Source organism: Polaromonas sp. P1_G1, assembly GCF_056405595.1.
The window spans coordinates 1-23,602 of sequence record NZ_JBFUBU010000020.1 but is presented as its reverse complement, the minus strand read 5'-3'; the positions used below and the strand labels follow the sequence as shown (position 1 = coordinate 23,602).

Here is a 23,602-nt window from a genome sequence, read left to right as displayed (position 1 = left end):
AACCGGAACTTTTTCATGAAAACATGAATTGAAAGTTGTCTTTCCGCGCGCGTAAAACGGGAAGCCTCAGAGGGAAGCTGCTCATCATCGCGCTTCAGTCTTAGCGTCATGTCCGGTCCGAAGGACTCGTACCGCGTTCGCGCTGCGCGGAACGCTTGTCTCGCTAGATGTTTCCATATGTAATAAAAATAAGACTTACGCACGCACGAAATAAACGAAAGTTGTCTGCGGAAAAACGTGCCGGTAGAGCGGGCGGGCAAGCACCCGCGCCAGGTTTTTGGGTTGCAGCATCCCGGAGGCGCTGTTGTAGAGCCGGTAAAAGCTGGGATGCAGCGGCTTGAGGCCGAACTCCTTGCCGAAGGCCACCAGCGAATCGTGGCTGAACGCGTTGATGTGCTCCAGCGGGGCGATCGGCATCTGGTCGCCGGCCGAAAGTGCGCCGAAATTTTTCCCCTGGCTGATTTTTTTCAGCGCGGCCGCCGCATCGGGAACGCTGATCTTGATGACCCCGTCGCCCGACAGCGCGTCGCGCAGCTTTTCGAGCACCAGCCGGGGTTCCGTCAGGTGTTCGAAGACCTGCTCGGTATTGATGAAACGGAACCTCCTGGCCGGCAGGTCGCCCAGGCCGACGACCCGCAGCCCCACAGACCGGCCATGGCGGGCGCGCTCCTCGGACAACTCAACACCCCACACATTGCAGCCGAAGCCCATGGCCATCTTCGACCAGTGCGCCCAGCCAAAGCCGAAGTCCAGCATGTCCAGCTCACCCGGCGGCAGCCCGAAGTGCTGGATGATGAACTGGACCTGCTCGGCGAGGTAACGGTATTCGTCAAGGCTGTAGTTGCGGTGTTCACGCTCCAGCTCGGTGCCCGGGACCCAGTCGTTGTAGATTTCACCGAGCAAGGGGTCGTTGGGCACCTGTTGCTGAAAGACGAGGCCGCAATGGTCGCAGCGGGCGAGGGCATAGACGCCCACGTCGGCCGCCCTGGACGCATGGCCTTCATAGTGTCTTGCCAGGTAGGCCTGGATGCCCGCGCCGGTATACGGCTCCTGGTAAACCAGGGACAGGGAGCCTGAAAGGCAGCYGGGGCAGCGGGTCCTGGTTTTCAGGGGTGATTCGCCCGGCTGCGTGACGCCCTGAAGCGGCGCCTGCCGCGACGTTGGCAGGCCTTCCCTGCGGGACGGTGAGGCCGGTTCAACCGGCAGGCGTGGGAGTTCAAGTGAGCTGGCAGGCATGTTCATGGTGGCTTCCGAAGTGCCGCAACGCAGCAGTACCGGCCACCTTAGCCGCTAGCGGGGTCCGCGCGGGTAACCCGCTGTAAACCGTGTATCGACTCCCTGTCGCGAGGAAGCCGTCCTGCGGCGGCAGTTTCGACGGCGCGGCGGTCCTGCCTGGACGCCGATCCATGCCAGCGCACCACCGACGGGGGCGCCGGCACTGAGCCGACGCCCCGTGCATCAGGCCATGCGGTTCCGGTTTTCGACCAGCGCGCAGCCGGTGATGCGCCACGCTTTGTTTCGTTGCCGCTCCAGGCTGTAGACCGCCAGCCACGAAGCGCCGCCGGCATCCGTCATCTGCACGCGCTGGATGGCCTGGTCGTCCTTGCCCTCGGCTTTCAGGAATGCCACCGAGCCCGGGCGGTACACCACCGGGTAGTCCTTGCGCACCATTGCCATGAAGCCGGCGGCGTTGCCGACGGCTTCTCGCACATTGGGTGCCGCGAACGAAAATGCCTTGGCCGCATCGTCTTTGGCAAATGCGGCCAGCTGGCTTTCGATCACGCCGCGCACGCTTTTTTCGTCGGCCGCCGTAAATGGTGCGGCCTGTGCCGGCGCGGCGCCGAGCAGCAGAGCCAGGGCCGCGGCTCCGGCGGCGAGCAGGCCGCGCAGCTGCGCCGAAGCAAGGTTTATGCGGATGTTCATGGTTTTTCCTCCTGGGATGGTCCAGTTGTCGGCCAGCAATGCCATCATGCCGCAACTGCAACTTGCCTGAAAGTACGCAGCCGGCAGCGCGGCGGATGCCGTCCCCGGCCGGGCACTGCGGCTACAGGAGTTGCCCGCGCGCCAGCACCACGACGCCGCCGCTGACCATGATCTCATCAGCCGCGTTGGCCTGCACCGTGATCTTGCTGGGGCGCCCGACGAAGCGGCCCTGCTTCAGCGTGATGAGCTCGCCCGGCGTTGCCGCGCCGTGCTGCAGCAGGTAGGCGCCCACGGGGCCGGCCGCGCTACCGGTGGCGATGTCTTCCACCAGCCCGGCGTTGTCCCAGGTGCGGCCTTCGCGCGCCGCCACGTCCAGCACATAGGCAAACTTGGCGCCCACGGTGGCCAGCAATGCCTCGAAGGCCGGGTGCACGATGCGCGCGCGGTCCAGGCCGCCCGCTGCGGGCACCAGCAGGTAGGGCAGGCCGGTCGACACGACCTGCAGCGGAAAGCGGATGTCCAACTGTGAGGCTTCGAGGTTAAGCGCGGCCAGAAAGGCCTGGCTTTCGGCGCGGCCCAGCGGGGCTTGCAACGTGGCCTTGCCCTGGTTCATGCGGGCGTCGTAAGTGGCAGCCGTGCCTTGCAGCCGCGTGGTGCTCAGCGCGACCGCGCGTGTGCCCAGCATCAGGGTCCATTCGGCAACCGGTTGCCCGGCGGCATGCAGGTGGTGCAGCAGGCCGGCCGCGCCCAGCAGCGGGTGGCCGGCGAAGTCGAGTTCTTCTTCCATCGTGAAGATGCGCGCTTCGAAGCGGCTGCCGGGACCGTCGGGCGTGATGAAAATGCTTTCGAACTGCCGCATCTCCACCGCCAGGCGCTGCATCGCGCGCGCCGGCAGCGGGCTTTCGGGCAGGAAGACCGACAGGCCGTTGCCGGCCAGCGCCTCATGGGTGAACACGTCGACCTGGTAGTAGCCCAGGCCCGGGAAAGATGTCATGCTGGTTTCTCCTGGGGACCGCCCGGCGATGGCGGTCGGCAGGGGAATTATCGGGGGCGCCGTAATGGGCCCCTATATGTGGCTTAGATCCCGAGAATCTTCTTGGCGCCGCCCAGCGCCTTCATCGAGTCGTCGTGCTTGCCTTCCTTGTGGAATTTTTCGCCATCGGCACGCAGTTCCTTGACCTTGCTCATGTCGGCTGGCGACAGTTTGGGGTTGGTCATCAGCTTGGCGTCTATAGCCTTCATCTCGTTGGGGCAGTTGTGGGCAAAAGCCAGTGAGGATGTGGCAAGCGCCACGGCGGCAATGATGAGCTTCATGCGAATCTCCAGGCTGCGTCAGAAGATGCTGACGCCAGATACTAGCAAGCCGTGGGACTGCTCACAAGGGCGGTTGCCCGCAGCGCTGCCTAGCCAATCTGCAGTTGGGAATCGCCAATGAAACGGTAGTCGGGGATTTCCAGGTTGGTCGGTGCCGGCACGTTCTTCACCACGCGGCCGGCCAGGTCGAACCGGGAGCCGTGGCAAGGGCAAAAAAATCCGCCGGGCGCATGCAACTCGGCGTTCAGCGCGCTGTCGTCCAGGCGCAGGGTCGGGGAGCAGCCCAGGTGGGTGCAAACTCCCACCGCCACCAGGATTTCCGGGCGTTCGGAGCGGGTCGGATTGGCGCACGATTTCGGTTGTTCGGAGCGCTTGGACCGCGGGTCCGCCAACGCCGGGTTGGGCTGCCGCAGCGCGCGCACCATGTCATCGCTGCGGCGCATCAGCCAGACGGGTTTGCCGCGCCAGGCGACAGTGCGCAGCTCGCCTGTCGCCAAGCTGGAAATATCCACCAGCACTGGGCCGCCTTCGGCACGCGCCGCTTCAGAGGGCGCCAGGCTGGCGGCGAAGGGGTAGGCCGCAGCCAGCAGGCCGGCGCCGGCGGCGATGCCGGTTGCCGCCGCCAGCAGATGACGCTTTTCAGCATCCTGCAAAGTGCCGTCGTCTATCGCGTGTACCAATTCGCTGAGGGTGCGCATGGTTTGCTTTTTCAGATCGGTCCGGTCTGGGTGTTTACGGCCTGGTTTTATCCGCGCCCGCGGCCCAGAGAAACACTTCCCTGGAGGATTGACCCGCCTTCACGTCCACTTTCCGGTGCAGGGTCTGGCCGGCCAGTGTGGCCTCCACGGCATAACTGCCCGGCGCCAGCCGCGCCAGCAGGAAGGGGCCTTCGGACGTGGCTTGAAGAACTTCCTGCCCCCGGGCGTCGCCTATCCGCACCTTCACGTCAGCGGCGAAGTCGGCGCGCTGCCTGTCCTGGATGGCGAATTCAAGCACCAGCGGCCATTGCCCGCTGGCCTTGCGGATCGCCTCGGTTTCCTCCACGCCTATGCCACCACTTAAATATTCAACCGGGCCGCTGGTGCGTATCGGCGGCAAGGGCGGGCCGGCCTGGGCCAGCACAGCGCCCGTTACGAGGGTCACCAGCGCGCCGAAGACGGCCGCAGAGGTGGCCTTGCGTGTCAAAGTTTTCATTTCAACAGGCTCCTTCCGCAAAGAGGGTCATCACACCGTATCAGGCTTTGCGCGCCGGGTGTTCAAGGCCGCTTAAAACCATTGTTCGCGGGTCAGCTTAGGCCGGCCTTAAGTGAAATAAAGGGCGCGGGAAGACGCGCCTAAAATCCCGACTGGCTTGTTTGCCGCCGCAAGCCCGCCGTGTTCAAACCCCATGCTCCTTTAAATCACCTGGACCCGCCACCCATGTCCCTCGAAGTCATTGAAGCCCAGACCGGCGACAAGCCCACCGCCACCATCCTGATCATGCACGGCCTGGGGGCGGACGGGCGCGACTTCCTGCCGATCGCCGAGCAGCTCAATCTCTCCAGCGTGGGTGATGTGCGTTTCCTGTTCCCGAGCGCGCCGTCCATTCCCGTGACCATCAATGGCGGCTACGTCATGCCGGCCTGGTACGACCTGCTGGGTGCCGACCTCGTGACCCGGCAGGACGAGGCCGGGTTGCGCAAGTCGCAGGCCGACATCGAGGCGCTGATCGCCCATGAAACATCGCGCGGCATTCCCGCCAGCCGCATCGTGATCGCGGGCTTCTCGCAAGGCTGCGCCATGGCCTTGATGACGGGCCTGCGCCACGGCGAACGGCTGGCCGGCATCGCGGGGCTTTCAGGTTACCTGCCGCTGGCCGACAAGACCGCCGCCGAGCGCAGCGCCGCCAACCAGGATGTACCGATTTTCCTGGCCCACGGCACGCGCGACGGCGTGATCGTGCTGCCGCGCGCCACCGCCACGCGCGATGCGCTCACGGACATGGGCTATCCCGTCGAATGGCATGAGTACGCCATGGAGCACTCGGTGTGCCCGCAGGAGATTGTCGACCTCGAGAAGTGGTTGCTGAAGGTCCTGGCTTAAGACGGACAGGCGCTCACGCTGGCTGCGCGCCTCGCGCATCCCGCGCCATGCGCCGCACGCGCCACAGCAGGAAAAATGCGATGCTGAAGTTCAGCAGGTTCCAGGCCACGCCGTTCATAAAAGCCGCGTGGTAGGAGCCGGTCAGGTCGAAGACCTTGCCAGACATCCAGCCGCCCAGCGCCATGCCCAGCAGGGACGCCATGATTACCGTGCCCACGCGCGCGCCGGCCTCGGCGGGCTCGAAGTATTCGCGCACGATGATGGCGTAGCCCGGCACGAGGCCGCCCTGGAACAGGCCGAACAGCGCGGCGATGACGTAAAGCGACACCAGCCCGTCAAAGGGCAAAAACAGCAGCAGCGCGATGCCTTGCAGCACCGAGCCCAGCATCAGCGTGCGCAGCCCGCCGATGCGGTCGCAGATCGCGCCAGACACCAGGCGGCTCACCACACCGCAGGCCAGCATCAGCGACAGCATCTCGGCGCCGCGTGCCGCGCCGTAGCCCAGGTCGGTGCAGTACGACACGATGTGCACCTGCGGCATGGCCATGGCCACGCAGCAGGCCACGCTGGCCACGCACAGCAGCATTTGCGCCGAGCCCGGCGTCAGGCCGAAAGGCATGCTGCTGGTCGTGGCCGCCAGGGCACTGTTGCCAACGCTGGAGGCCACGGCCACCGGCGGGCGCTTGCGCATCAGCAAGGCCAGTGAGGCCATGGCCACAAAGCTGAACAGGCCCAGGCCCAGGTAGGTCTGCCGCCAGCCCACGCTTTCCACGAAGTGCTGCACGATGGGCGGCCAGATCGCGCCGCCCAGGTAGTTGCCGCTGGCGCAGACCGCCACCGCGAAGCCGCGGCGGCGCACAAACCACAGGGAGGTGTCGGCCAGCAGCGGCGCGAAGGTGGCGGCCGAGCCGAGAAAGCCGATCAGCAGGCCGTGCGCCAGCGAGAACATCCAGATGTTGCCCGCCATCGCCGCCAGCGCAAAACCCAGGCCGAGCCCGCACGCGCCAATCAGCAGGGGCACCATCACGCCGAAGCGGTCGGCCAGGCGCCCCATCATCACGCCGCCCACGCCGAAACCGATCATCAGCAAGGTATAGGGAATGGACGCATCGGCGCGCGAGACGCCGAACTCGGCCTGCACCGCGGGCAACACCACGGCCACCACATACATGCCGCAAGCGCCCACTGTCATCAGGGCCAGCGTGACCATGAGGCGCATCACGGCGTAGCGGGAGTCGACGAGGGAAGAGGGGGCCTGGGAGGTATCGGTTGTGGGGGCGGGGAGGGGACTCATCGGCGCTAGGGTACACCAGCCACCGATGCGCTGCAGGGAGGGTAGCCTGGGCTTTCCCTTATACCCCGGTGGAAGCCGGAAGCCGTAGTTTCAGCGCCAGCATTCCGCGATCAATGCGGCGCTGGGTGAAACAGCGGTCAGGCCTTTCGCGCCCGCCTGCATGATCGTGAAGCCGCCGCATTTGTCATTGGCCATGGCCCGGCCTGCCAGGGGCGTCATGACCAGCGCGAAGGTGCTTGTTGTGGCGGCGCTGGGGTTGGTACCGGTGGTCACCAATTCGTATAGCTGCGTCCCCTCGGCAGGCGAGCGCAGAAATCCGGGCGGCATGATGGACCAGACCGAGGCGCCGTTGCGATCCTGGTCATAGCGGTCGTTGGCGGAGTAGAAGCGCTGCATGTACTGGGCGGCCTGCAGCAGTTGCGCGCGAGCGGCGGCCCGGTGCCCGCGCGCGACATAAGTGGAGTGGGTCGGCATGGCGACTGCGGCGAGTATGCCGACGATGGCGACCACGATCATCAGCTCGATGAGTGTGAATCCGGTGCAGGTGAGCAATTTGATTGAGGAGGACATGGTGAAATTTCCGTATCAACCGGGTGTGCGGTCAGTTGGCACGGGGGAAGATCTGGCGCCAGGACCGGGTGACGACAGGTCGTGAACCGACCCGTGCGTCCTGGGAGCCCGACGAACTCTGTATCTGGATTCGGTCAGGAATGACCACCGGTACGCTTGTTTGATTGTTGCCACTGCTGCTGTTGCCGCCACCAATGCTGCCGCTGGTGCTGGTGCTGAAAGCAAGCGTAAGAAGAACAACATCCGAACCATCGGCAAGCGATGTATAGGCACAGACGTTCGCGTCGTTCACGTCGATATTTCCGTCGGCATTGGTATCAAAGGTTCCGCCGCGGCGGCAGGTGCCTGTCAGGGGATTGATAAGGAAGCTCAAAGCCTTGCTGGATGACGCCTGGCAGCTCAAGGCCGCTGGCGCCGGCACTATGGTGTCAATTTTGACAACTTCGCCGTACATCTGGATCGGGTAGATCCCCCTTTGACCGCTAAACACGTTGAGACTTAACTTCCAGCCGCGCCGCATGGACCAGTCAATGCGGGTGACCGACGGATCGGCGTAAGCCACCGAGTAAAAACTGACGGGGCCGGCGTTGAGAGTGCTACCGGCGCTCGGGACAATGCCTGTCTTGACCTCAACGGCCTGCATTTGTTCAAGGTCGCCGTCTTCAATGTTTTTGATGTTTTTGTATTTTTCTCCGGCCAGGGGGCCAAAAGGTTTTTTGTCCCACAGGCCATAGGCGGCCTGTACAGGTGTGGTGCTTGCGGGATCGCTTGCTTCAAACAGCTTGCCGGTCACCACAGTCACCAGATAGCTCGACAGGTAGTCGGATTGATCGCGTCGCTCCAACACCGCCGGCTGCGCCGTGATCGGCAAGGCTTTGCCTCTGTTCTGCGCGGTGAACAAGGTGCTACCGTCATTGCCCAGCTTCCATTCGTCGGGTGTTGCGCCGCTGAGGTCGAACTTCCACACCCGGCCCTGAAGGTCGCCCGCATAGGCGCCTATGATTTGCTGCCCGCCGTTGAGCACCAGGCGCACGCCGCCCAGGCCGTTGCCGGAGACGCTGTCGGTTTTGATTTCTTTCAGGAGTTTTCCGGAACCCGTCTCGACAATGAACAGGCTGGCCTGGCCGGACTTGCTGTCATAACCGTTGCCGAAGATGCTGACCCAGTGGCCGTTTTTGGTGAAGCCGCTTTGCACGGCGCTCAAAACATGGCCCAGTTCCTGGAACGAGTTCGCCGCGTTTCCGGGTAGTACTGGGAATGCCGGGTCTGGGTTGATTTCCCACAATACCGACTTGCCATCCATTGTCAGTGGCTTTGTAACGTCCAGGGCAAAGACGGCTTTAGCGCCCGCGCCGGTCGTACCTACCAACAGGTTTTTCCATCCGGGGGCCGCGCCCGCAGTCACGTAGGCATCAACCTCATTCAAAGGGCCATCCACCAGGTAGGTGTGGACGTAGGTGACGCTGGCCAGTGACTCCATCTTTCCCAGCACCGAGCGAGGCACATAGGCAAACAGTTCAAGGCCGTTGCTTTCGGCGAACGCGTGCAGCATACCGTCGTTGGCGCCTACGAAGAGCACGCCCTCCTTGCGCGCGGCCTTGGTGTCCAGGTAATTCTTGTAGCTCTCCAGTCCTGGCGTGCCTGCCGGAAGTTTTTCATACTTCGGGTTGGTATTGTTTTTGATGAACACAGGGGACGAATTGACGATGTCGCCCAGCACTGCCGCGCGCCGTCTGAATGCTTTGCCTGCCTGGGCCTGGTCGCCACGCAGGAAGTTCACGAAATCGGCATTCACCGCGGAGCTCAGCTGCAGTTTGCTGCTACCGCCTTTGAGCCTGTTGCCGGCCAGATCGATGTTGGCGTAAGTGAACTCAATCGCCTGCCTGTCCGCATCGGCCCACACAAAAATCTTTCGGTCCGCAAACGAGGGCAAGGTGGTCTTGCCGGTGGGTTGACCGCCGTTGGCAGTTTCAATCACCTGCCATTCGACAGTTCCGTCCGGCTTGACCTTTTGCAGGTTGCCCCACCAAGTACCGTTGTTGTAGAGCGGGACAAACTTCCGGGTACCTGTGTCGAGCACCGTACCCGATGCGGCTATCCCGGATTCGGAAAGGTTCTGCCCCGCGATCAGGCTGATGATTTTGCTGATGCCTTGCTTGAACTGCTCCGCATCGGTGACCGTCAGAAAATCGCCTCCGCCGTTGTGTGCCGCATGGCGAAGGTCGTCAATGGTGGAAAACTGGTTGGGTGTGGGCGCTGGCCAATCCCGTTCTCCGGCCTTGGCTTTTGCCACCTCCTCATCCGACATGGCGCCATAAGCGCCGAAGCTGACGGTGTAAGTGGTCATGTTTTGCCAGAACGGTGGATTGCTGGCGCCGCCGGGACCGGCGTTGTTCTCAAGGCCCGGCTGAAGGTCGGTGGCCCAGTATTTCAGTGCTACGTCGGCCAGGGTGCCGCTGGTGCTGGCGTCATTGACGTTTGCACCCCGGATGCCGGGGGTGCCGTCCGTCCTGTCGGATTTTCCCTTGTTGCGTGGGTCTGTTTTGTCCCCAGGCTTGTATTGGTATGTTTTCCCCGTGGTGGTATGGGTCAGCTTGGGGAAGTCCGTTTTTCCGTCGGCATCGTCAATGCCCGGCGGAAGGTCGGAGGCGGGGTTTGGATTCTCCGGGGTGGGCGACGGATTGTTCCAGTAGCCATCCGTGATCAACAGCGCGTAGGAACGCCGGCACGCCAGATGAGCGGTCGTGTCAGGCGGAGTCACCCATGGCCTGGCCCCCCAGGGACCGTTGTCGTCCGCGTTCTGGTAATACTTTCCGGCACGGTCCAGCGCGGACCGCAGCGGCGTTTCCCTTCCCCAGGTGCGACTGTCCAGCCAGTCAAAAAACTGGCTTTTAACCACGCCAAAGTCGGTCATGGTGGTGAGGGGTGGCGGTGTGTAAAGATCGGCATAAGCGAGGCGGAAATTGTCGAGCTGGCTTGCGAAGGCCGCCGACAGGCCGGTTTTTGCCGCGAAGAGGCGTCTCCTGTGGAACGCACGCCAATTGGCGATGTTCTGGCGTTCTTCGACCAGTGTGCAGGGATCGCCGGCGCAGTCGGTGCGGCTGCCGTTGTGTTTTCCAAAGGGGTTGCTCGATGTGCCCGCACCCAGATCCACACCATTTGATTTGAAGCCGCTTTTGGTGACCTCCTGGCTGTTGTAGTTGGCTTCTGTCCGTAGTTCGCTGAGTGTGGGGCTGGCTTTGTCTTTGAGCCTTTTCTTCGGCTGGTAAATCTTCACAACCTCCGCATCACCCACGGTCGCGTTCTTCACGCGCTCTCCTTTCTCGTAGCCAGGGCCGTAGGTGGTCAGGGGGTTGTAATACAAGCGGTTGTTAAACGGGGAATACAGGAATTCCCACTCAAAAAACGAAGAAGAACCCAAGGGGACCCCGTAGAGCTTGTAGTACCAGAGATCGTCGTCCCAGAGACAGGCGAGATCCTTGACTTGTTCCTTGTTCATCGCTTGCGCCACATGCCATGCGAAGATACAGTTCCGGCTCATGGAGCCGGAGGTGTCCATGACTAGGGCAATATTGGGCTTGACGCTGGTGGTCCTGTTCAGCAGTGGTTCTTGCGCCACTTCGGCCAGCGTGTAATTAGTTGCGAGAAGCGCCGCTGTGCAGCCAGCAAGTGCGCGCCAGAGGAAAGACTGCATGTGCGGTTTCTTTCCGCATGGGTGGCGCTTCATTGGATGGTGACGACGGATTGAAGCCATATTTCGGTACCTTTTGGTGGGTTTGCGTTTGTTTTGACATCGGGCCCGAAGCCGCGCGCCGTGGTCATGAACACGTTGTCGTCGGCGGGGCTCATGTATTGCGACATGCATTCAGGTGCACGAAAAAAATACACGGCGCTGCCCGTGTCGCCCGCAGCTGCGATGGGGACCCCGCGGAGGCTGGGAGATATGCGGGGGCCGTCCCAGTTGCCCATGCTCTCCCAGGTGTAGGGAACGCCTACGGGTGCCGTCTCGGGGGCGAATCCGGCAGCAGGGTTGGCCGCGTTGGCCTGCACCTGCTGTTCGCAAAATCGCAGCGCGGCTTCGGCCGCCTGCTGGGCCAGCTCTTTCAGGCGGCTCTGGTTGGCGACCTGCTCGGTGGACGAGGCGCCGCGTATCGATATGGTGGACAGGATGGACAGCAGCGCCAGCATGATGAGTGCAATGACCAGCACAATGCCCTGTTGCGCCTGGCGCTTTCCGAGGAGGATGGGACCCGGGCCTGTCATGAATAGCCCACGCCGTGGTTGCGCAACAGCACGGTGCTGCGGTAGGCGCGTCGTAACTTGCCGTCGGTAATGGTGATCTTGGTACCGCCGCAGTCCTGGTAGCTGGGTTTTGCGCTTGAGCTGCCCAGATCCGACAGCACGATGTTCTCGCTGGCAACCACGATGCAGATCTGCGCCGCGACCACCTTGTTCCAGCGATCCTGCAGGGAAAGCGCGGCCAAGCCGGGATACCCCGTGGGGTTGTTGATTTCGCCGGCCGACAAGTAGCCTTTGACGTCGAGGTTGTCGTCGGCGGCTGGGTCGGCCACTGCGAAGTTCGCTGTCAAGCTTTCGATGTTTTCGGCGATGGTCTGCGATGCGCCGAGGTCGCTGCTGCCGCGGCATCTCAGTGCGCGGCCTTCAACATAGAGGCGTGCCTGCATGACGTAAAAGCCGGAACCCGGCGAGACGGTCACACCGCTGCCTATGCAGTCCATGGGCTCGCCCGTAGTGGTATTTTTGCCGCTGCTGAGGTCGCCCTCGTAGACGACGGCCACCGCAAAGCTGCCCCCAGCATTGCATGTCAGGTCATCGACCAGGACATTTGTCGGGTTCGAAAACCCCGTGTCGCAGGCACGCAAGCCCCAGTTGCCTTGCCCGAGGTCATTTCTCGAGCCGGTGGCGTCGCGCCGGGGGTTGTAGCCTGCCAGGCGCATTTCGTGGGTGATGACGGCCAATGCGATCTGGGCGTCTTCATTCATCTGGCCTTGTGCCTGGGCATTGCGCAGGGCTTGGTCGCCGCCCAGGTACATGATCACCAGCGCGCAGATGATGACCAGCCCCAGCATCATGGAGATCAGCAATTCGATCAGGCCGACACCGGCCTGCCGTTTCGGGCCACCACTGGCCGGCGGCCTCATAGCTGCACCTTCATGTAAAAACAGCGGGGCAGGGGGGTCAGGGCCTTTGCGTCGGCGGGGCAGTTGTCGGAGTGAAGTTCCGCGGACTGGGCGGTGCCGCCTGCCGTTCGGGTGTTGTCAAAAACTGCGGCCTCCTCCCAGAGAATCCAGAGGTCTGCCTGTGTTGTGCTGCCTGCGGGGCGGACTAGTTCGACGCCGCCCCCGGGCAGCGCTTCGCGTACACGGCTGCGGAAGGTCGCGATGTCCCTGGCAACCAGGGAATCCGTTGTGCAATTGGGGAACGTGCACAGTGCGCTCGTGGCGACGGGCAGGACGGCATTGGGAAGCATGTTGATTCCGTCATACTTTTTTGTTGCGAGGCCGTTCGGGTTGAGCCTGATGCGTTCAGCGAGCTCGCCGGCGAGGGCGCTGGCGATAGCGCGGTTCGCCGCGTTTTTTTGCGCCGCAAGCGAATAGACCTGCATGCCAGCCAGCGCCAGCATTCCGAAGGACAACAGCAGCATGGCTACCAGGACTTCGAGGAGGGAGGCGCCGCGTTGCGCGCGAGGCAGACAAGGCCGCAGCGGGGTTGAGTTCAAGTCGGGCATTGGACGCCTCCCGTGTAGGCTTTGACGCGACCCACGATGTTCAGGCACAGGGTGCGGGTCTGGCGTGTGTTGGCGACGCTCGAATCGCCCTGCGCCTGCACTAGCCATCGCCCCATGAGGCCGACTGCGCGGCCGGTGGCGTTGTAAGTGAGGTAGTTGCGGTCATTGCGGGGGACTCCGGCGTTGTTCAGTGCCAGAAAGCTGCTAAGGCCCGTGAACGGCTCTTGGACCCGGACGACGGTGTCGGTTCCCCCGTCAAATGCGCCGTCGCCGTCCTCGTCGACAAAAACCACCCAGCCTTCCATCCAGCCCCCGACGGCGGCCCCGTCGCCGTTGGAGCAGGTGGGGGTGGCGGCCATCGGGTTGGCGCTTCTGCAGATCGTGACGCTCTTTCCGCGCCGCATGGCTTCGCCGCGCGCATAACGTGTGTCGGCGATAAAGGCATTGACGGCGCTGGAGACGGAGGTGCCGGCGATCAGGCCGCGGAAAGAGGGAATCGCGAAGCTCGCAAAAATCGCGATGATGGCCATGACCACCAGCAGCTCGGTGAGCGTGAATCCCTGCAGTTGCGGTGGCGTCGCATGGCCGGGCAGCCGGCTTTTGACTGGCCTGGGGGGGCCGTTGCGGGGATTTTGTGGTCCCTGCGCTGCATGGAACACGGTGGCGTCCCGGCGTTGAAAATTCATGGCGGCTTCTCGAACGGTTTTTTGAACCCCTAAACCGTACTTGAGGCCACCGCGTTGATGCGGCGCAATTGTCCGCAGCCGAACTTTGATTGTCGGATTAGTGCAGCGATACCATGAAAAATGGACCTCTGTGTTTATGCGCACTGCACTTTTCGTGCACGCGCGGCGGCTTCGGGCGCCCGCGCCGAGTTCGCAAGCGGCTTTACGCTAAAACCGTTTATTGCAAGGGAGCGCCACGCCAGCGCTTGCCGCGTGCCTCAATGCGGCCGGGGCACCTGCTTTTAGCTGGAGGTCTTGAAGCAGTCGCCTACAGCGGCGAAGGCTGCGTGGCTTCGTAGCCGACTGGCGCGGGGTTGCCGTCGGCCCGCATGCCGAGTTCCTGGTCACGGATACGGAAGAGGCGTTCGAGGTCTTTCATGGCGTCGCCATCAGGCGCTGCGGATGCACGCTGGGCCGCCGCTTCGGCGGATGCGGCCGCCGTGGTGTGCTCAGCCTGTGGCGCCTGGGCCTGGCCCAGGGACGCGAGGATGGGGGCTGCGGCGGCTGCCGCAGTGGCCGCACTCATGGGTTCGAACAATGGAGCGATGGGCTGGACAAGGGGCTGGGCGGGGCGGACCGGCCGGACTGGGGGAACGACCGGGTCCGCCCAAAAGGATTTGTCGGGCATGCTGCGGTGCGGGCAGGTTTGCGCCACGTCCAGCTGCCATGAAATGCCGTGCAGCCACTGGCTGGCCTGCGGCTCAAAGCGGGTGATTTCGACCATGAGGGCATTCTGGAATGCGAAGGCGTAGTTCATCAGGCGGTCGTCCCATTCGCGCACGACCAGTCGCACATACATGCCCGGCCCCCTGCTGCGGCTGTTCACCAGCAGCATCTGGCAGTCGATCCAGCGCGGTGGAATGCCGTATTTGCGCAGCGCGTCGCGCAGCAGTACCTGTACCAGCTGGCGGCGCGTGGCGTTGTCCGAACCGTCTTCAATGGTCAGCGGGTTGTCCCGGCTGGAAGCGGGCGGGCGTTTGGCCGAGGTCCCATGAGGTGACCCGCCAAACAGTTTGGTTATCAATTTTTTCATTTTTGGTGCGGCTCCTCGCAGTTTGACCCCAACGCTTCCCTCGAAAAACCGGTGGGTCTGGAAGCGTATGAAGCGAAAACAGAGGTGTTACTGAATGTTTTTTTATCGTCGTCCAGCTTGACTGACAAGTCAAGGAAGTTTCAACAACTTGGCGGGAAGGCGTCGCTCGCTTTCCACATCCAAATGGCTAAAGTGTGTATTTGTGCCCGAAACGGAGATGCATGGCCGAAATCCGGCCGGCCTGCCGGCCGGGTCGCCAGACCCCACCCGGCCTGTGCTGGCAAGCCCGCCCGTGCCAGCGTAAAGCGGCGGGCTGTGATAACTTCCACGCCAATTCAAGAACCTGGGGGAATGACGATATGACCAAGTTGCAGGCGCCTGCGGGCGCGCTACAGGGCCGCCTGAAAGCGCTCACCCCCGCCCGGCTCAAGGGCATGCGCCGCGGCATCGAAAAGGAAAGCCTGCGCGCCCAGCCCGGCGGCGGCCTGGCCCTTACGCCGCATCCCGCCGCCCTGGGTTCGGCCCTCACGCACCCGACCATCACCACCGACTTCAGCGAGTCGCAGGTGGAACTGGTCACCGGCGCGCACAAAAGCCCCGAAGCCACACTGCAGGAACTCACGCAACTGCACCAGTTCACCTACAGCACCATGAAGGCGCTGGGCGACGAAATGCTGTGGGTCTCCAGCATGCCCTGCGGCCTGCCGACCGACGAAACCATCCCGATCGCGCGTTTCGGCTCGTCCAACGTCGGGCGCGCCAAAAGCGTCTACCGCATGGGCCTGTCGCACCGCTACGGGCGGCGCATGCAGACGATTTCGGGCATCCACTACAACTGGTCGTTGCCCGACGTGAGCAGCGAACAGTATTTCGCGCTGATCCGCAACTTCCGCCGCCAGGCTTTTTTGCTGCTCTACCTGTTCGGCGCCTCGCCCGCCGTGTGTTCGAGCTTTGTCGCCGGCCGCCAGCACGAGCTGCAGACCCTGAGCGACAGCACCATGTACATGCCGCACGGCACCTCGCTGCGCATGGGGCGGCTGGGCTACCAGAGCGATGCGCAGGCCTCGCTGGCCGTTAGCTACAACAGCCTGGACGGCTACGGCGCCTCGCTGCAGGACGCGCTGACCCGGCCTTACCCGGCCTACGAGGCCGTCGGCATCCGCAACCCGGGCGGCGACTACAACCAGCTGGCCACCACGCTGCTGCAGATCGAAAACGAGTTCTACGGCACCATACGCCCCAAGCGCGTCATCCATCCCGGCGAGCGCCCGCTGCATGCGCTGCGTGAGCGAGGCGTCGAATACATCGAAGTGCGCCTGATGGACCTGGACCCGTTCGAGCCGGTCGGCATCAACGCGCAGACCATGCGTTTCCTCGATGTGTTCCTGCTGCACTGCCTGCTCAGCGACAGCCCGAAGGACACGCCGCAGGAAATCGCCGAACTCAAGCACAACCAGCACCAGACGGCGGCGCGCGGCCGCGAACCCGGGCTCAAGCTCAAGCGCGGCGGGCAGGAAGTCACGCTGACCGGCTGGGGCGCCGAGTTGCTGGCCCAGTGCGCGCCGATCGCCGCTGCCCTGGACGCCGCGCACGGCGGCGCGCAATACAGCGACACATTGACCGCCGCCAGCGCCGCCTTGCTGGATCCGTCCACCTTGCCCTCGGCCCGCGTGCTGGCGGCCATGGCCGGCAAGCACGACAACTCCTTCGTCAAGTTCGCGCGCGCGCAGTCCCTGCAAACGCAAGCCCTTCTGCAGGCCCAGCCCCTGGGCGCGGATGAGCTTGCCCACTTTGCCGTGGTGACTGAGGAGTCCATCCAGGCGCAAAAGAAGATCGAAGCTTCGGACACCATGCCCTTCGAGATTTACCGGCAGCAGTATGTCTCGGCCGAGCGCCTGGGTATGCCGGGCCGCGAAGCCGTGGCGATCTGAGCCGGGGCGCCGGAGCTCAGGACCTGGACTTGCCCGGCACCAGCGCCGACAGGCGCGCGGCCGGGTCCAGGGCTTTGCCGCTCCCGGGCGAGCCTCCCGGGAAGGCGCCCGGCGGCGGCCCGCGCCGCTCGCCCATGGGCGGCGCCGAAGGCCTGCCGGCCGCGCCGCCCTTGCCCAGTGGATCCACCACCAGGTTCAGCGTCGCCACATAGCGGTCCGCCTCTTCGCGCACGGCGCCCAACACCGTGTTGCCCGCCATCAGCGCGATGCCGTCGTTGCGGTTCAGCGTTTGCCGCAGCTGCGCGCGTTTGTAGTCGGGCAGGCTGGTGTAGATGAACTCGCTGAGCGCGTCGGGCAAAAAGAACTGTGAGGTCAGCACTGCGCGCGTGCCGCTGATCACCTTGAAATGGATGTGCGTGGTGCGGCCTTCGTACCAACCGGGGTAGACGCTGCGAAAAGCCGCCACACCGCCGGCGTCGGCCGCCAGGCTGCCGCGCAGGAACGTCGCGCCCACGGTGCTGGTGCGGCGGTCCTCGCCCTGGCCCGCGTAACCCGAGTACAGGCCCGCGGCATTGCAGTGCCAGATGTCCACACGCAAGCCCGGCAGCGGCGCGCCGCCACTGTCCATCACCACGAAGCGCACCTCCAGCGGAACACCGGGCAGGCCTTCGGTGATGTCGGCGCGTACTTTGGCGGCGTCGAAGTAATAGGGGCCTTCGGTGGCCTGGGCGGTCAACGGCAGGGAGGCCGTGTTACCGGCGGCATTGGTGCCCGTGGTCAGCAGCCCGGCCGCGCCTGCGCCGGCGATGCCCGCGGCCAGCCAGTTGCGTCGGCTGATGCTGCGGCGGGGCTGGGCTTCAGCGGCTTTCGCCGGCTGGGTGCTGGTGGGGGATGGGGTAGGGGTGTTGCTGCTGTTCATAAGAAGCTCCTCAAAGTCATGGAGACAGTTTGGCAGTCTTGTGTGAACGGGTTGTAACGCGCCCTGGGTGTTTACGTAAGCACCGAGGGCATCAGGCGGTCAGCTTTAACAGCGCCTCTTCGCGCCAGTAGTCCACGGCCTCATACCAGCCCTCCCACACGCAGCCGTTGCAGCCGCGGCCGCAGCAGCTGTCGGGCTCGGAAGGTGGTTGGCGCAGCGTGATGCCGGCGGCGGCTGCGCGCTGCTGTAAAGCGGCAAACATCGCCAGCGCGGCGTCGCGGTCGGTGTTGTCCGGCATTGGCCCGGGGAGATGTCAGGCCTTGGCGGGTGCCATGCGCCGGCGCGCGTAGAGGCCGATGAAGGCGCAACCCAGCACCAGCGCGAACCAGCCCACCAGCGAGGATTTGGCGACGATGCCCTGCATGCCCGGTGAGCTGATGAAGTAGGGCGAGACCAGCACGCCCAGGCCTATCAGCACGCAGAGGATGCCTTTGATCATCAGTTCGTTGTTGGCCTTGAGGGCGGAAGCGGCCAGGCGGCGGGCGGGAATCACGGGTTTTTGCTCGGGGGCTGAGGGCAGGGGCATGAGGGGCTCGATAAGTGAGTGGGTTGCAGGGGCGCTCGATGGCCCTGCTGTGCGTTCCGGCGGATCTGCCAGATTTGGCGCCGCGATACCCCGATTGTCCTTCATCACGCTGCGCGTGGATGTAACAGGCCCATGACCTGCGGCGAGGCCGGCTTGCCGCGCCAAAGCGGCCGTGCTTAACGATTTCTTAATACCGCTAAGAAGTCCTTAAATTCGCGTCGGCATGATCCGCTTCAGCTTAACCACTCTGGAGAAACTGAAGATGACCTCTCGCCTATCGCGTCCCGCCACCAAATCCGCATTGACCCGCGCCAAGCCCGCCGTGAAGCCAACCGCCGCCAAGCCAGGCGGTGCAGCGGCCAAAGCCTCGCTGCCGCTGTTTTCGCTTTTCCTGCTGGCGGCCTTCGCGCAGCCGGCCGGCGCCCAGCAGCAAGCCGTACAGGGCCAGACGACCGACGAGGCCTCTTCCTGGGGCCTGGGTGTGGGCGTCGGCGTGGAACGCAAGCCCTACCGCGACTTCGACAACAAGACCAAACTGCTTCCGCTGCTCACCTATGAAAGCAAATGGATCAGCCTCTCCGGCCTCTCCGCCGACCTGAAGCTGCCTTCGGCCGGACCGGTGTCCTTCCGCCTGCGCGCGCGGTATTCGATGGAAGGCTATGAGGCTTCCGATTCCCCCTTCCTGGTCGGCATGGACGAGCGCAAGGACGGTATCTGGCTGGGCGGCGCGGCCATCTGGCGCAACGAGGTCGCCAACCTCTCGGCCGAGCTGCTGGGCGACGCCTCGGGCAACAGCAAGGGCACGAAGCTCAAGCTAACCGTGGACCGCCGCTTCCAGGCCGGCAGCTTCGACATCACGCCGCGCCTGTCCGCGACCCGGCTCGACGACAAATATGTGTCTTACTACTACGGCGTCAACGCCGCCGAGGTGCGCGCTGGCCGGCCCTTCTACCAGGGCAGCTCGGCCGTCAACCTGGAGGCCGGGCTGCGTGTGGTTTATGCGATCGCGCCGCGGCAGAGTGTCTTTCTGGACCTGAGCACCACCAAACTCGGTTCGAGCATCAAGGACAGCCCTCTTGTCGACAAATCCAGCCAGAGCGGCGTGCGCGTGGGTTACCTGTACCGTTTCTGAGAGCAGCTCTAAATTCTGCAGGGCCTTTATCGGGCCGAGGCCTTGCACTTCAGTTTGGCGGTCCGCAACATGAAGGAGTCACGAGCATGCAAACCGAACCCGGCGATCTGGCCTACCTGGCCAAAAAGATCATCTGGCGCAGCTGGATACATTCTTTAAGCTGGTTGCGCAGGCACCGCGTCCTGTCCACCTGAGGCCGGCCCCGCGCCCGTCTCCGCAGGCAGCGGAAACAGAATCCGCACGCTGAAGCCCTTGCCGTCCAGCCCGGTCCCGGTCTCGATGGCGGCCTCGTGCAGCTGCGCGATGCCGGCCACCAGCGACAGGCCTATGCCGCTGCCGCGGCCGCCGTTGCCCGCGACGCGGTGGAAGCGCCGGAAGATCGCCTGGTGCTCGGCTTCGGGCACGCCCGGGCCGTCGTCGGCCACCTCCAGGCAGATCCGGCGTTTGCCGGCTTCTTCCCGGTAGCCGCAGCTGATTCTTACGCGACCGCCCTCGGGTGTGTAGCGCAGCGCGTTGTCCAGCAGGTTGCGCAGCAGGATGCCGATCTCGTCGACGTCGCATTCAATCGGGCAGGGCGTGAGCGCCAGGATGATGGCGCGGCGCTGCTGCTGCGCCTGCATGTCGAACTCCTGGCTCACGTACAGGATGAGTTCGCTGAGGTCGGCCAGGCTTTTCTGCGGCGCGTTCACGCCCGCGTCCATGCGCGCCAGGTCCAGCAACTGGTCTGACAGGCGCGTGCTGCGTTCAACCACTGCCAGCAGCTTGACGAGGGCGGCATCCTTGTCGGCCAGCGTGGTGGCGCGCAGGGCCACCTGGGCCTGCGCCTGCAGCGCCGACAGCGGTGTGCGCAGTTCATGGGCCGCGTCGCCGATAAAGCGGCGCTCGCCCTGCATGGCCTGGTCCAGCTGGTCCAGCAGGTGGTTGAAGGACTTGACCAGCGGCCGGATCTCGGTGGGCAACTGCGCCACCGGCAGCGGTGTGAGGTCGAACTTGCGGCGGCTGCGCACCGCCGCTTCCAGCGCCGTCAGGGGGCGCAGCGACTTGCCCACCGCGAACCACATCAGCAGGCCCGCCACGGTCAGCAGCAGTGTCGTCAGGCCCATCATCGCAAAGATCTTGTGGCGTATTTCCTGGTCGATCACGCTGTGCCGCACGGCCACCTGCACGCTGACCTCCCCGGTGCTGTCGGACACCGAGAAGATGCGCCAGCGCTCGCCGTTGACGGCGGCGCTGGTAAAACCGTCCTTGAAGGACGGCAGCAGCGGGACGCGCGGCGAATCCGGCGCCCGCACGATCAGTTCCTTGCGGTTCGTCCAGACCTGGAAGGTCAGGTTGACGTCGCGCGGTATGTTCTCGTCACGCAATTGCAGGCCGTGGCTGAAGGAGGGTTTGAGCTTCGCGCCGCTGGGAATGGCCATCAGTATCTTGGTGCCTATGGCTTGCAGCTTGCTGTCCCAATGGCTTCCCTGGCCGCGCAGGGTGTACACCAGCAGCACGCTGAGCGCGACGGCCCAGCACAGCGTGATGGCCAGGCCCAGCACCGCCAGGACGCGGCCCTTGAGCGACGCGGCGAAGCGGCACTTCACGGCTTGGCCTCGCCGATCATGTAACCCTGGCCGTGCACGGTGGTGATCAGGTGCTCGCCCAGCTTGCGGCGCAGCTGGTGGATGAACACGGCGATCGTGTTGCTCTCAATCGCCGAGGTGCTGCCGTAGACCACGTCTTCCAGGTGGTCGCGCGTGACCACATGGCCGGGGCGTTCCAGCAGCGCCAGCAGCGTTCGGTATTCGTGCGCGCTCAGGGCCACGCGCGCGCCGGCGCGCGTCACCGCGCGCTTGCTGCGGTCCAGGCTGATGTCGCCGTAGGTGTGCACCGGCACCACCTTGCCCTGGCTGCGGCGTATCACGGCCCGCACCCGCGCCCAGAGTTCGTCGACCTGGAAGGGCTTGACGAGGTAGTCGTCGGCGCCCGCGTCCAGCCCCAGGATGCGCTCGCTGAGCTGGCCGCGCGCCGTCAGGATCAATACCGGCGTCACGTCGTAGCGGCCGCGCAGGGCGCGCAGCACCGTCAGGCCCGAATCGCCGGGCAGTCCCAGGTCCAGCAGCACGGCTTCATAGACATGGTCGACCAGCGCCAGGCGGGCGGCCATGGCGTCGCCGACGTGGTCCACCGTCCAGGCGATCTGGCGCGCGGCGTCACATACGGCTTCGGCCAGCATCGCGTCGTCTTCTACCAGCAGCAGGTGCACGGAAAATCCTCTATCGGGGTTCGCTTGGGAGTGGGGGCGGGGCCGTGGGCGGCCAGCCGTGATCGTGCCGGGGGCGGATTAATCATTTATTAACCCAGTCAGGCGCGGGACGCAGCGTATTTTGCGGCATGGCGGCACCGGGGCCGCAGCGGCGACAATAGGGGCATCGCCGCGGCGTTCATGCCCGCCAACCCCCGAACCCAAGAAAGAAACGATCCAGATGGCCATCCAGTGGTTTCCCGGTCACATGCACCTGACCAAAAAAGCCATCAGCGAGCGCATCAAGGAAATTGATGTGGTCATCGAGCTGCTGGACGCGCGCCTGCCAGGCTCCAGCGCCAATCCCATGCTGGCCGAACTCACCAGCGGCAAGCCCGCGCTCAAGGTGCTCAACAAACGCGACCTGGCCGACCCTGCGCGCACGCCGCTGTGGCTGGACCACTACAACAGCCTGCCCAACACCCGCGCCATCGAACTCGACGCCAGCGAGACCACGCCCGCGCGCCGCCTCATCGACGCCTGCCACGCGCTGGCGCCCACGCGCGGCACCATGGTCAAGCCCATGCGTGTGCTGATCTGCGGYATTCCYAACGTSGGCAAGTCCACCCTCATCAACACSCTGAMCGGCAAGCGCGCCACCAAGACCGGTGACGAGGCCGGCATCACCAAGGTCGAGCAGCGCCTGGTGCTGGCCGACGGTTTTTATTTGTGGGACACGCCCGGCATGCTGTGGCCGCGCATCATCGTCGCCAAGAGCGGCTACAACCTGGCCGCCAGCGGCGCGATCGGCCGCAATGCTTTCGATGAGGAAGAGGTGGCGCTCGAGCTGCTCGACTACCTCATCAAGCACTACCCCGGCCTGCTGGAGGCGCGCTACAAGGTGGAGGTGACGCCCGGCATCACCGATGAGCAACTGCTCGAAGAGATAGGCCGCAAGCGCGGTGCGGTGCTGTCCAAGGGCCGGGTCAACCTGCAAAAAGCCGCCGAGATCGTGATCTATGAGTTCCGCGGTGCCACTTTGGGCCGCATCACGCTGGAAACCCCCGCCGAATATGCCGAATGGCTGGCCGCCGGCCGCTTGCTGGACGCCGAGCGGCAGGTGAAAAAAGACAAGATTGAGACCAATCGGCTGATCAAGTTCAAGAAGATTCCGCGGCCGGACCGATCCGGAGATTCCGGCGAATCCTGAAATTTGCGGAGCGGATGCGCGGCGCTTGATCTTCGTCAAGGCCGGCGGCGGTGTTTACAGGCATTCTTGGCGGCGTACCCCACCCGCCGGAGACCGCCATTCACAAACATGCCAGCGTGCAGATCATCCTCGATGAGCACGCATCCCTTTCCGCCATGCTGCGCTCCATGCTCATGATGGTGGCGCGCGGCCCGGGCGACCATGCGCAGAGATTCTTCGACGTGCTGCGGGCCATGCTGTTCTACATCGATGAATTTCCCGAGCGCCTGCACCACCCCAAAGAATCGAACCTGCTGTTCCCGCGCGTGGTGCGCCTGGCGCCGGCGGTCATGCCCATCGTGGAACGGCTGGAGCGCGACCACATGAACGGCGAGAAGGCCGTGCGCGAACTGCAGCACCTGCTGCTGGCCTGGGAACTGCTGGGCGAGCCGCGCAAGCCCGATTTTGAGCTGCACTGCAAACGCTATGTGGAGTTCTACCTGGAGCACATGCGGCTGGAAGAATCGGTCATCTTGCCGGAGGCGGAAAAGGTGTTGGGCGAGGCCGACTGGAAAGAACTGGACACGGCCTTCCTGCAGAATCGCGATCCGCTGGCCAGCCGGCATGCGGCTGACCCGGTGTACGACCGGCTCTTTTCGCGCATTGTGAGGGAGGCGCCGGCGCCTATCGGGCTAGGGGACGTCTAGCCGGGTCTTGCGCCGGCTTGCGCGCTCTCTGTTCTCTCTGCTCTTTGCTGAGGGTTGCTGGCCGGGGGTAGCCCGGCAGCTACTCACTTTTCTTTTGCTTCGCCAAAAGAAAAGTAAGCAAAAGAAAAGGCGACCCTGGTTGCTGCGTCCCTCCGCTGCGCTACGGGCAACCTGCGGTGCTCGGTCCAGACGGGGTCTCGCTAAACTCGCTTCGCTCAAAC

Annotated in this window: 24 protein-coding genes; 5 read left to right on the top strand and 19 right to left on the bottom strand. The window is 64.2% G+C overall.

The window, feature by feature from the left end; genetic code table 11:
* Nucleotides 1-195: 195 nt before the first annotated feature.
* The 6 genes from AC1D1Y_RS12070 to AC1D1Y_RS12045 form a co-directional block, all read right to left on the bottom strand.
* A complete protein-coding gene (locus AC1D1Y_RS12070) occupies nucleotides 196-1,242 on the bottom strand; it encodes a class I SAM-dependent methyltransferase (protein ID WP_477682555.1) in 1,047 nt (348 codons plus the stop codon).
* A gap of 216 nt (nucleotides 1,243-1,458) precedes the next feature.
* On the bottom strand, nucleotides 1,459-1,923 hold the full coding sequence (locus AC1D1Y_RS12065) for a DUF4864 domain-containing protein (RefSeq protein WP_477682554.1): 465 nt from the start codon (nucleotides 1,921-1,923) through the stop codon (nucleotides 1,459-1,461).
* A gap of 121 nt (nucleotides 1,924-2,044) precedes the next feature.
* Entirely contained in the window at nucleotides 2,045-2,917 is an 873-nt protein-coding gene (locus AC1D1Y_RS12060; RefSeq protein ID WP_477682553.1) for a PhzF family phenazine biosynthesis protein, read from the bottom strand.
* A gap of 83 nt (nucleotides 2,918-3,000) precedes the next feature.
* Entirely contained in the window at nucleotides 3,001-3,237 is a 237-nt protein-coding gene (locus AC1D1Y_RS12055) for a hypothetical protein (RefSeq protein ID WP_436153857.1), read from the bottom strand.
* Between the two features lie 89 nt (nucleotides 3,238-3,326).
* A complete protein-coding gene (petA, locus tag AC1D1Y_RS12050) occupies nucleotides 3,327-3,935 on the bottom strand; it encodes a ubiquinol-cytochrome c reductase iron-sulfur subunit (RefSeq protein ID WP_477682552.1) in 609 nt (202 codons plus the stop codon).
* A gap of 34 nt (nucleotides 3,936-3,969) precedes the next feature.
* Nucleotides 3,970-4,431, bottom strand: coding sequence for a carboxypeptidase regulatory-like domain-containing protein (locus AC1D1Y_RS12045; RefSeq protein ID WP_477682551.1), 462 nt, complete (start codon nucleotides 4,429-4,431; stop codon nucleotides 3,970-3,972).
* Nucleotides 4,432-4,656: 225 nt separating this feature from the next.
* Between AC1D1Y_RS12045 and AC1D1Y_RS12040 the strand changes: the two genes are divergently transcribed.
* Nucleotides 4,657-5,319: an alpha/beta hydrolase gene (locus AC1D1Y_RS12040; protein ID WP_477682550.1), complete on the top strand. Its 663-nt coding sequence runs from the start codon at nucleotides 4,657-4,659 to the stop codon at nucleotides 5,317-5,319.
* Between the two features lie 13 nt (nucleotides 5,320-5,332).
* Here AC1D1Y_RS12040 and AC1D1Y_RS12035 read toward each other — a convergent pair whose 3' ends face one another.
* The 8 genes from AC1D1Y_RS12035 to AC1D1Y_RS12000 all read right to left on the bottom strand — a co-directional run bounded on the left by AC1D1Y_RS12035 (nucleotide 5,333) and on the right by AC1D1Y_RS12000 (nucleotide 14,690).
* A complete protein-coding gene (locus tag AC1D1Y_RS12035) occupies nucleotides 5,333-6,613 on the bottom strand; it encodes an MFS transporter (protein WP_477682549.1) in 1,281 nt (426 codons plus the stop codon).
* A gap of 90 nt (nucleotides 6,614-6,703) precedes the next feature.
* Nucleotides 6,704-7,183 (bottom strand): type IV pilin protein, encoded by a 480-nt coding sequence (locus AC1D1Y_RS12030; protein WP_477682548.1) that lies wholly within the window; start codon nucleotides 7,181-7,183, stop codon nucleotides 6,704-6,706.
* Nucleotides 7,184-7,214: 31 nt separating this feature from the next.
* Nucleotides 7,215-10,877, bottom strand: a complete 3,663-nt coding sequence (locus tag AC1D1Y_RS12025) for a pilus assembly protein (RefSeq protein ID WP_477682547.1) — start codon at nucleotides 10,875-10,877, stop codon at nucleotides 7,215-7,217.
* A gap of 29 nt (nucleotides 10,878-10,906) precedes the next feature.
* Nucleotides 10,907-11,446 (bottom strand): pilus assembly PilX family protein, encoded by a 540-nt coding sequence (locus tag AC1D1Y_RS12020; protein ID WP_477682546.1) that lies wholly within the window; start codon nucleotides 11,444-11,446, stop codon nucleotides 10,907-10,909.
* Nucleotides 11,443-12,345, bottom strand: a complete 903-nt coding sequence (locus tag AC1D1Y_RS12015; protein WP_477682545.1) for a PilW family protein — start codon at nucleotides 12,343-12,345, stop codon at nucleotides 11,443-11,445. The genes AC1D1Y_RS12020 and AC1D1Y_RS12015 overlap by 4 nt, the downstream gene beginning before the upstream one ends.
* On the bottom strand, nucleotides 12,342-12,932 hold the full coding sequence (gene pilV / locus AC1D1Y_RS12010; protein ID WP_477682544.1) for a type IV pilus modification protein PilV: 591 nt from the start codon (nucleotides 12,930-12,932) through the stop codon (nucleotides 12,342-12,344). Before pilV ends, AC1D1Y_RS12015 begins: the two co-directional genes overlap by 4 nt.
* Complete coding sequence (locus AC1D1Y_RS12005; RefSeq protein ID WP_477682543.1) at nucleotides 12,920-13,618, bottom strand: GspH/FimT family pseudopilin; 699 nt, start codon at nucleotides 13,616-13,618, stop codon at nucleotides 12,920-12,922. Before AC1D1Y_RS12005 ends, pilV begins: the two co-directional genes overlap by 13 nt.
* A gap of 307 nt (nucleotides 13,619-13,925) precedes the next feature.
* Nucleotides 13,926-14,690 carry a hypothetical protein gene (locus AC1D1Y_RS12000; RefSeq protein ID WP_477682542.1) on the bottom strand — a complete coding sequence of 255 codons (765 nt, stop codon included), beginning with the start codon at nucleotides 14,688-14,690 and terminating at the stop codon, nucleotides 13,926-13,928.
* 359 nt (nucleotides 14,691-15,049) lie between these two features.
* Here AC1D1Y_RS12000 and gshA point away from each other — a divergent pair, with 359 nt between their 5' ends.
* The gene (gshA, locus tag AC1D1Y_RS11995; protein WP_477682541.1) at nucleotides 15,050-16,621 is read left to right on the top strand and encodes a glutamate--cysteine ligase; all 1,572 of its coding nucleotides are present in this window, start codon (nucleotides 15,050-15,052) and stop codon (nucleotides 16,619-16,621) included.
* 16 nt (nucleotides 16,622-16,637) lie between these two features.
* Here gshA and AC1D1Y_RS11990 read toward each other — a convergent pair whose 3' ends face one another.
* The 3 genes from AC1D1Y_RS11990 to AC1D1Y_RS11980 form a co-directional block, all read right to left on the bottom strand.
* Nucleotides 16,638-17,540, bottom strand: coding sequence for an intradiol ring-cleavage dioxygenase (locus tag AC1D1Y_RS11990; protein ID WP_477682540.1), 903 nt, complete (start codon nucleotides 17,538-17,540; stop codon nucleotides 16,638-16,640).
* Between the two features lie 91 nt (nucleotides 17,541-17,631).
* Nucleotides 17,632-17,838, bottom strand: coding sequence for an oxidoreductase-like domain-containing protein (locus tag AC1D1Y_RS11985; protein WP_477682539.1), 207 nt, complete (start codon nucleotides 17,836-17,838; stop codon nucleotides 17,632-17,634).
* A gap of 15 nt (nucleotides 17,839-17,853) precedes the next feature.
* A complete protein-coding gene (locus AC1D1Y_RS11980) occupies nucleotides 17,854-18,126 on the bottom strand; it encodes a hypothetical protein (RefSeq protein WP_477682538.1) in 273 nt (90 codons plus the stop codon).
* Between the two features lie 262 nt (nucleotides 18,127-18,388).
* Between AC1D1Y_RS11980 and AC1D1Y_RS11975 the strand changes: the two genes are divergently transcribed.
* On the top strand, nucleotides 18,389-19,258 hold the full coding sequence (locus AC1D1Y_RS11975; RefSeq protein ID WP_477682537.1) for a MipA/OmpV family protein: 870 nt from the start codon (nucleotides 18,389-18,391) through the stop codon (nucleotides 19,256-19,258).
* Between the two features lie 155 nt (nucleotides 19,259-19,413).
* On the opposite strand, the gene AC1D1Y_RS11970 is transcribed toward AC1D1Y_RS11975, so the two are convergent.
* Together AC1D1Y_RS11970 and AC1D1Y_RS11965 are read right to left on the bottom strand one after the other, a co-directional pair.
* The gene (locus AC1D1Y_RS11970) at nucleotides 19,414-20,844 is read right to left on the bottom strand and encodes an ATP-binding protein (protein ID WP_477682536.1); all 1,431 of its coding nucleotides are present in this window, start codon (nucleotides 20,842-20,844) and stop codon (nucleotides 19,414-19,416) included.
* Nucleotides 20,841-21,506 carry a response regulator transcription factor gene (locus AC1D1Y_RS11965; RefSeq protein WP_477654856.1) on the bottom strand — a complete coding sequence of 222 codons (666 nt, stop codon included), beginning with the start codon at nucleotides 21,504-21,506 and terminating at the stop codon, nucleotides 20,841-20,843. The genes AC1D1Y_RS11970 and AC1D1Y_RS11965 overlap by 4 nt, the downstream gene beginning before the upstream one ends.
* A 220-nt stretch (nucleotides 21,507-21,726) precedes the next feature.
* Between AC1D1Y_RS11965 and ylqF the strand changes: the two genes are divergently transcribed.
* Nucleotides 21,727-22,695: a ribosome biogenesis GTPase YlqF gene (ylqF, locus tag AC1D1Y_RS11960; protein ID WP_477682535.1), complete on the top strand. Its 969-nt coding sequence runs from the start codon at nucleotides 21,727-21,729 to the stop codon at nucleotides 22,693-22,695.
* A 116-nt stretch (nucleotides 22,696-22,811) separates the two neighbouring features.
* Complete coding sequence (locus AC1D1Y_RS11955) at nucleotides 22,812-23,381, top strand: hemerythrin domain-containing protein (protein WP_477682534.1); 570 nt, start codon at nucleotides 22,812-22,814, stop codon at nucleotides 23,379-23,381.
* Nucleotides 23,382-23,602: the final 221 nt, after the last annotated feature.

Bases quoted from the DNA above. Each gene is read 5' to 3' on its own strand.
- AC1D1Y_RS12025 (WP_477682547.1), bottom strand. From the start codon at position 10,877: ATGCAGTCTTTCCTCTGGCGCGCACTTGCTGGCTGCACAGCGGCGCTT.
- petA (WP_477682552.1), bottom strand. From the start codon at position 3,935: ATGCGCACCCTCAGCGAATTGGTACACGCGATAGACGACGGCACTTTG.
- AC1D1Y_RS12065 (WP_477682554.1), bottom strand. From the start codon at position 1,923: ATGAACATCCGCATAAACCTTGCTTCGGCGCAGCTGCGCGGCCTGCTC.
- AC1D1Y_RS12060 (WP_477682553.1), bottom strand. From the start codon at position 2,917: ATGACATCTTTCCCGGGCCTGGGCTACTACCAGGTCGACGTGTTCACC.
- AC1D1Y_RS12035 (WP_477682549.1), bottom strand. From the start codon at position 6,613: ATGAGTCCCCTCCCCGCCCCCACAACCGATACCTCCCAGGCCCCCTCT.
- AC1D1Y_RS12000 (WP_477682542.1), bottom strand. From the start codon at position 14,690: ATGAAAAAATTGATAACCAAACTGTTTGGCGGGTCACCTCATGGGACC.
- AC1D1Y_RS11975 (WP_477682537.1), top strand. From the start codon at position 18,389: ATGACCTCTCGCCTATCGCGTCCCGCCACCAAATCCGCATTGACCCGC.
- AC1D1Y_RS11990 (WP_477682540.1), bottom strand. From the start codon at position 17,540: ATGAACAGCAGCAACACCCCTACCCCATCCCCCACCAGCACCCAGCCG.
- AC1D1Y_RS12030 (WP_477682548.1), bottom strand. From the start codon at position 7,183: ATGTCCTCCTCAATCAAATTGCTCACCTGCACCGGATTCACACTCATC.
- AC1D1Y_RS11985 (WP_477682539.1), bottom strand. From the start codon at position 17,838: ATGCCGGACAACACCGACCGCGACGCCGCGCTGGCGATGTTTGCCGCT.
- AC1D1Y_RS11980 (WP_477682538.1), bottom strand. From the start codon at position 18,126: ATGCCCCTGCCCTCAGCCCCCGAGCAAAAACCCGTGATTCCCGCCCGC.
- gshA (WP_477682541.1), top strand. From the start codon at position 15,050: ATGACCAAGTTGCAGGCGCCTGCGGGCGCGCTACAGGGCCGCCTGAAA.
- AC1D1Y_RS12015 (WP_477682545.1), bottom strand. From the start codon at position 12,345: ATGAGGCCGCCGGCCAGTGGTGGCCCGAAACGGCAGGCCGGTGTCGGC.
- pilV (WP_477682544.1), bottom strand. From the start codon at position 12,932: ATGCCCGACTTGAACTCAACCCCGCTGCGGCCTTGTCTGCCTCGCGCG.
- AC1D1Y_RS12045 (WP_477682551.1), bottom strand. From the start codon at position 4,431: ATGAAAACTTTGACACGCAAGGCCACCTCTGCGGCCGTCTTCGGCGCG.
- AC1D1Y_RS12005 (WP_477682543.1), bottom strand. From the start codon at position 13,618: ATGAATTTTCAACGCCGGGACGCCACCGTGTTCCATGCAGCGCAGGGA.
- AC1D1Y_RS12055 (WP_436153857.1), bottom strand. From the start codon at position 3,237: ATGAAGCTCATCATTGCCGCCGTGGCGCTTGCCACATCCTCACTGGCT.
- AC1D1Y_RS12040 (WP_477682550.1), top strand. From the start codon at position 4,657: ATGTCCCTCGAAGTCATTGAAGCCCAGACCGGCGACAAGCCCACCGCC.
- AC1D1Y_RS12020 (WP_477682546.1), bottom strand. From the start codon at position 11,446: ATGACAGGCCCGGGTCCCATCCTCCTCGGAAAGCGCCAGGCGCAACAG.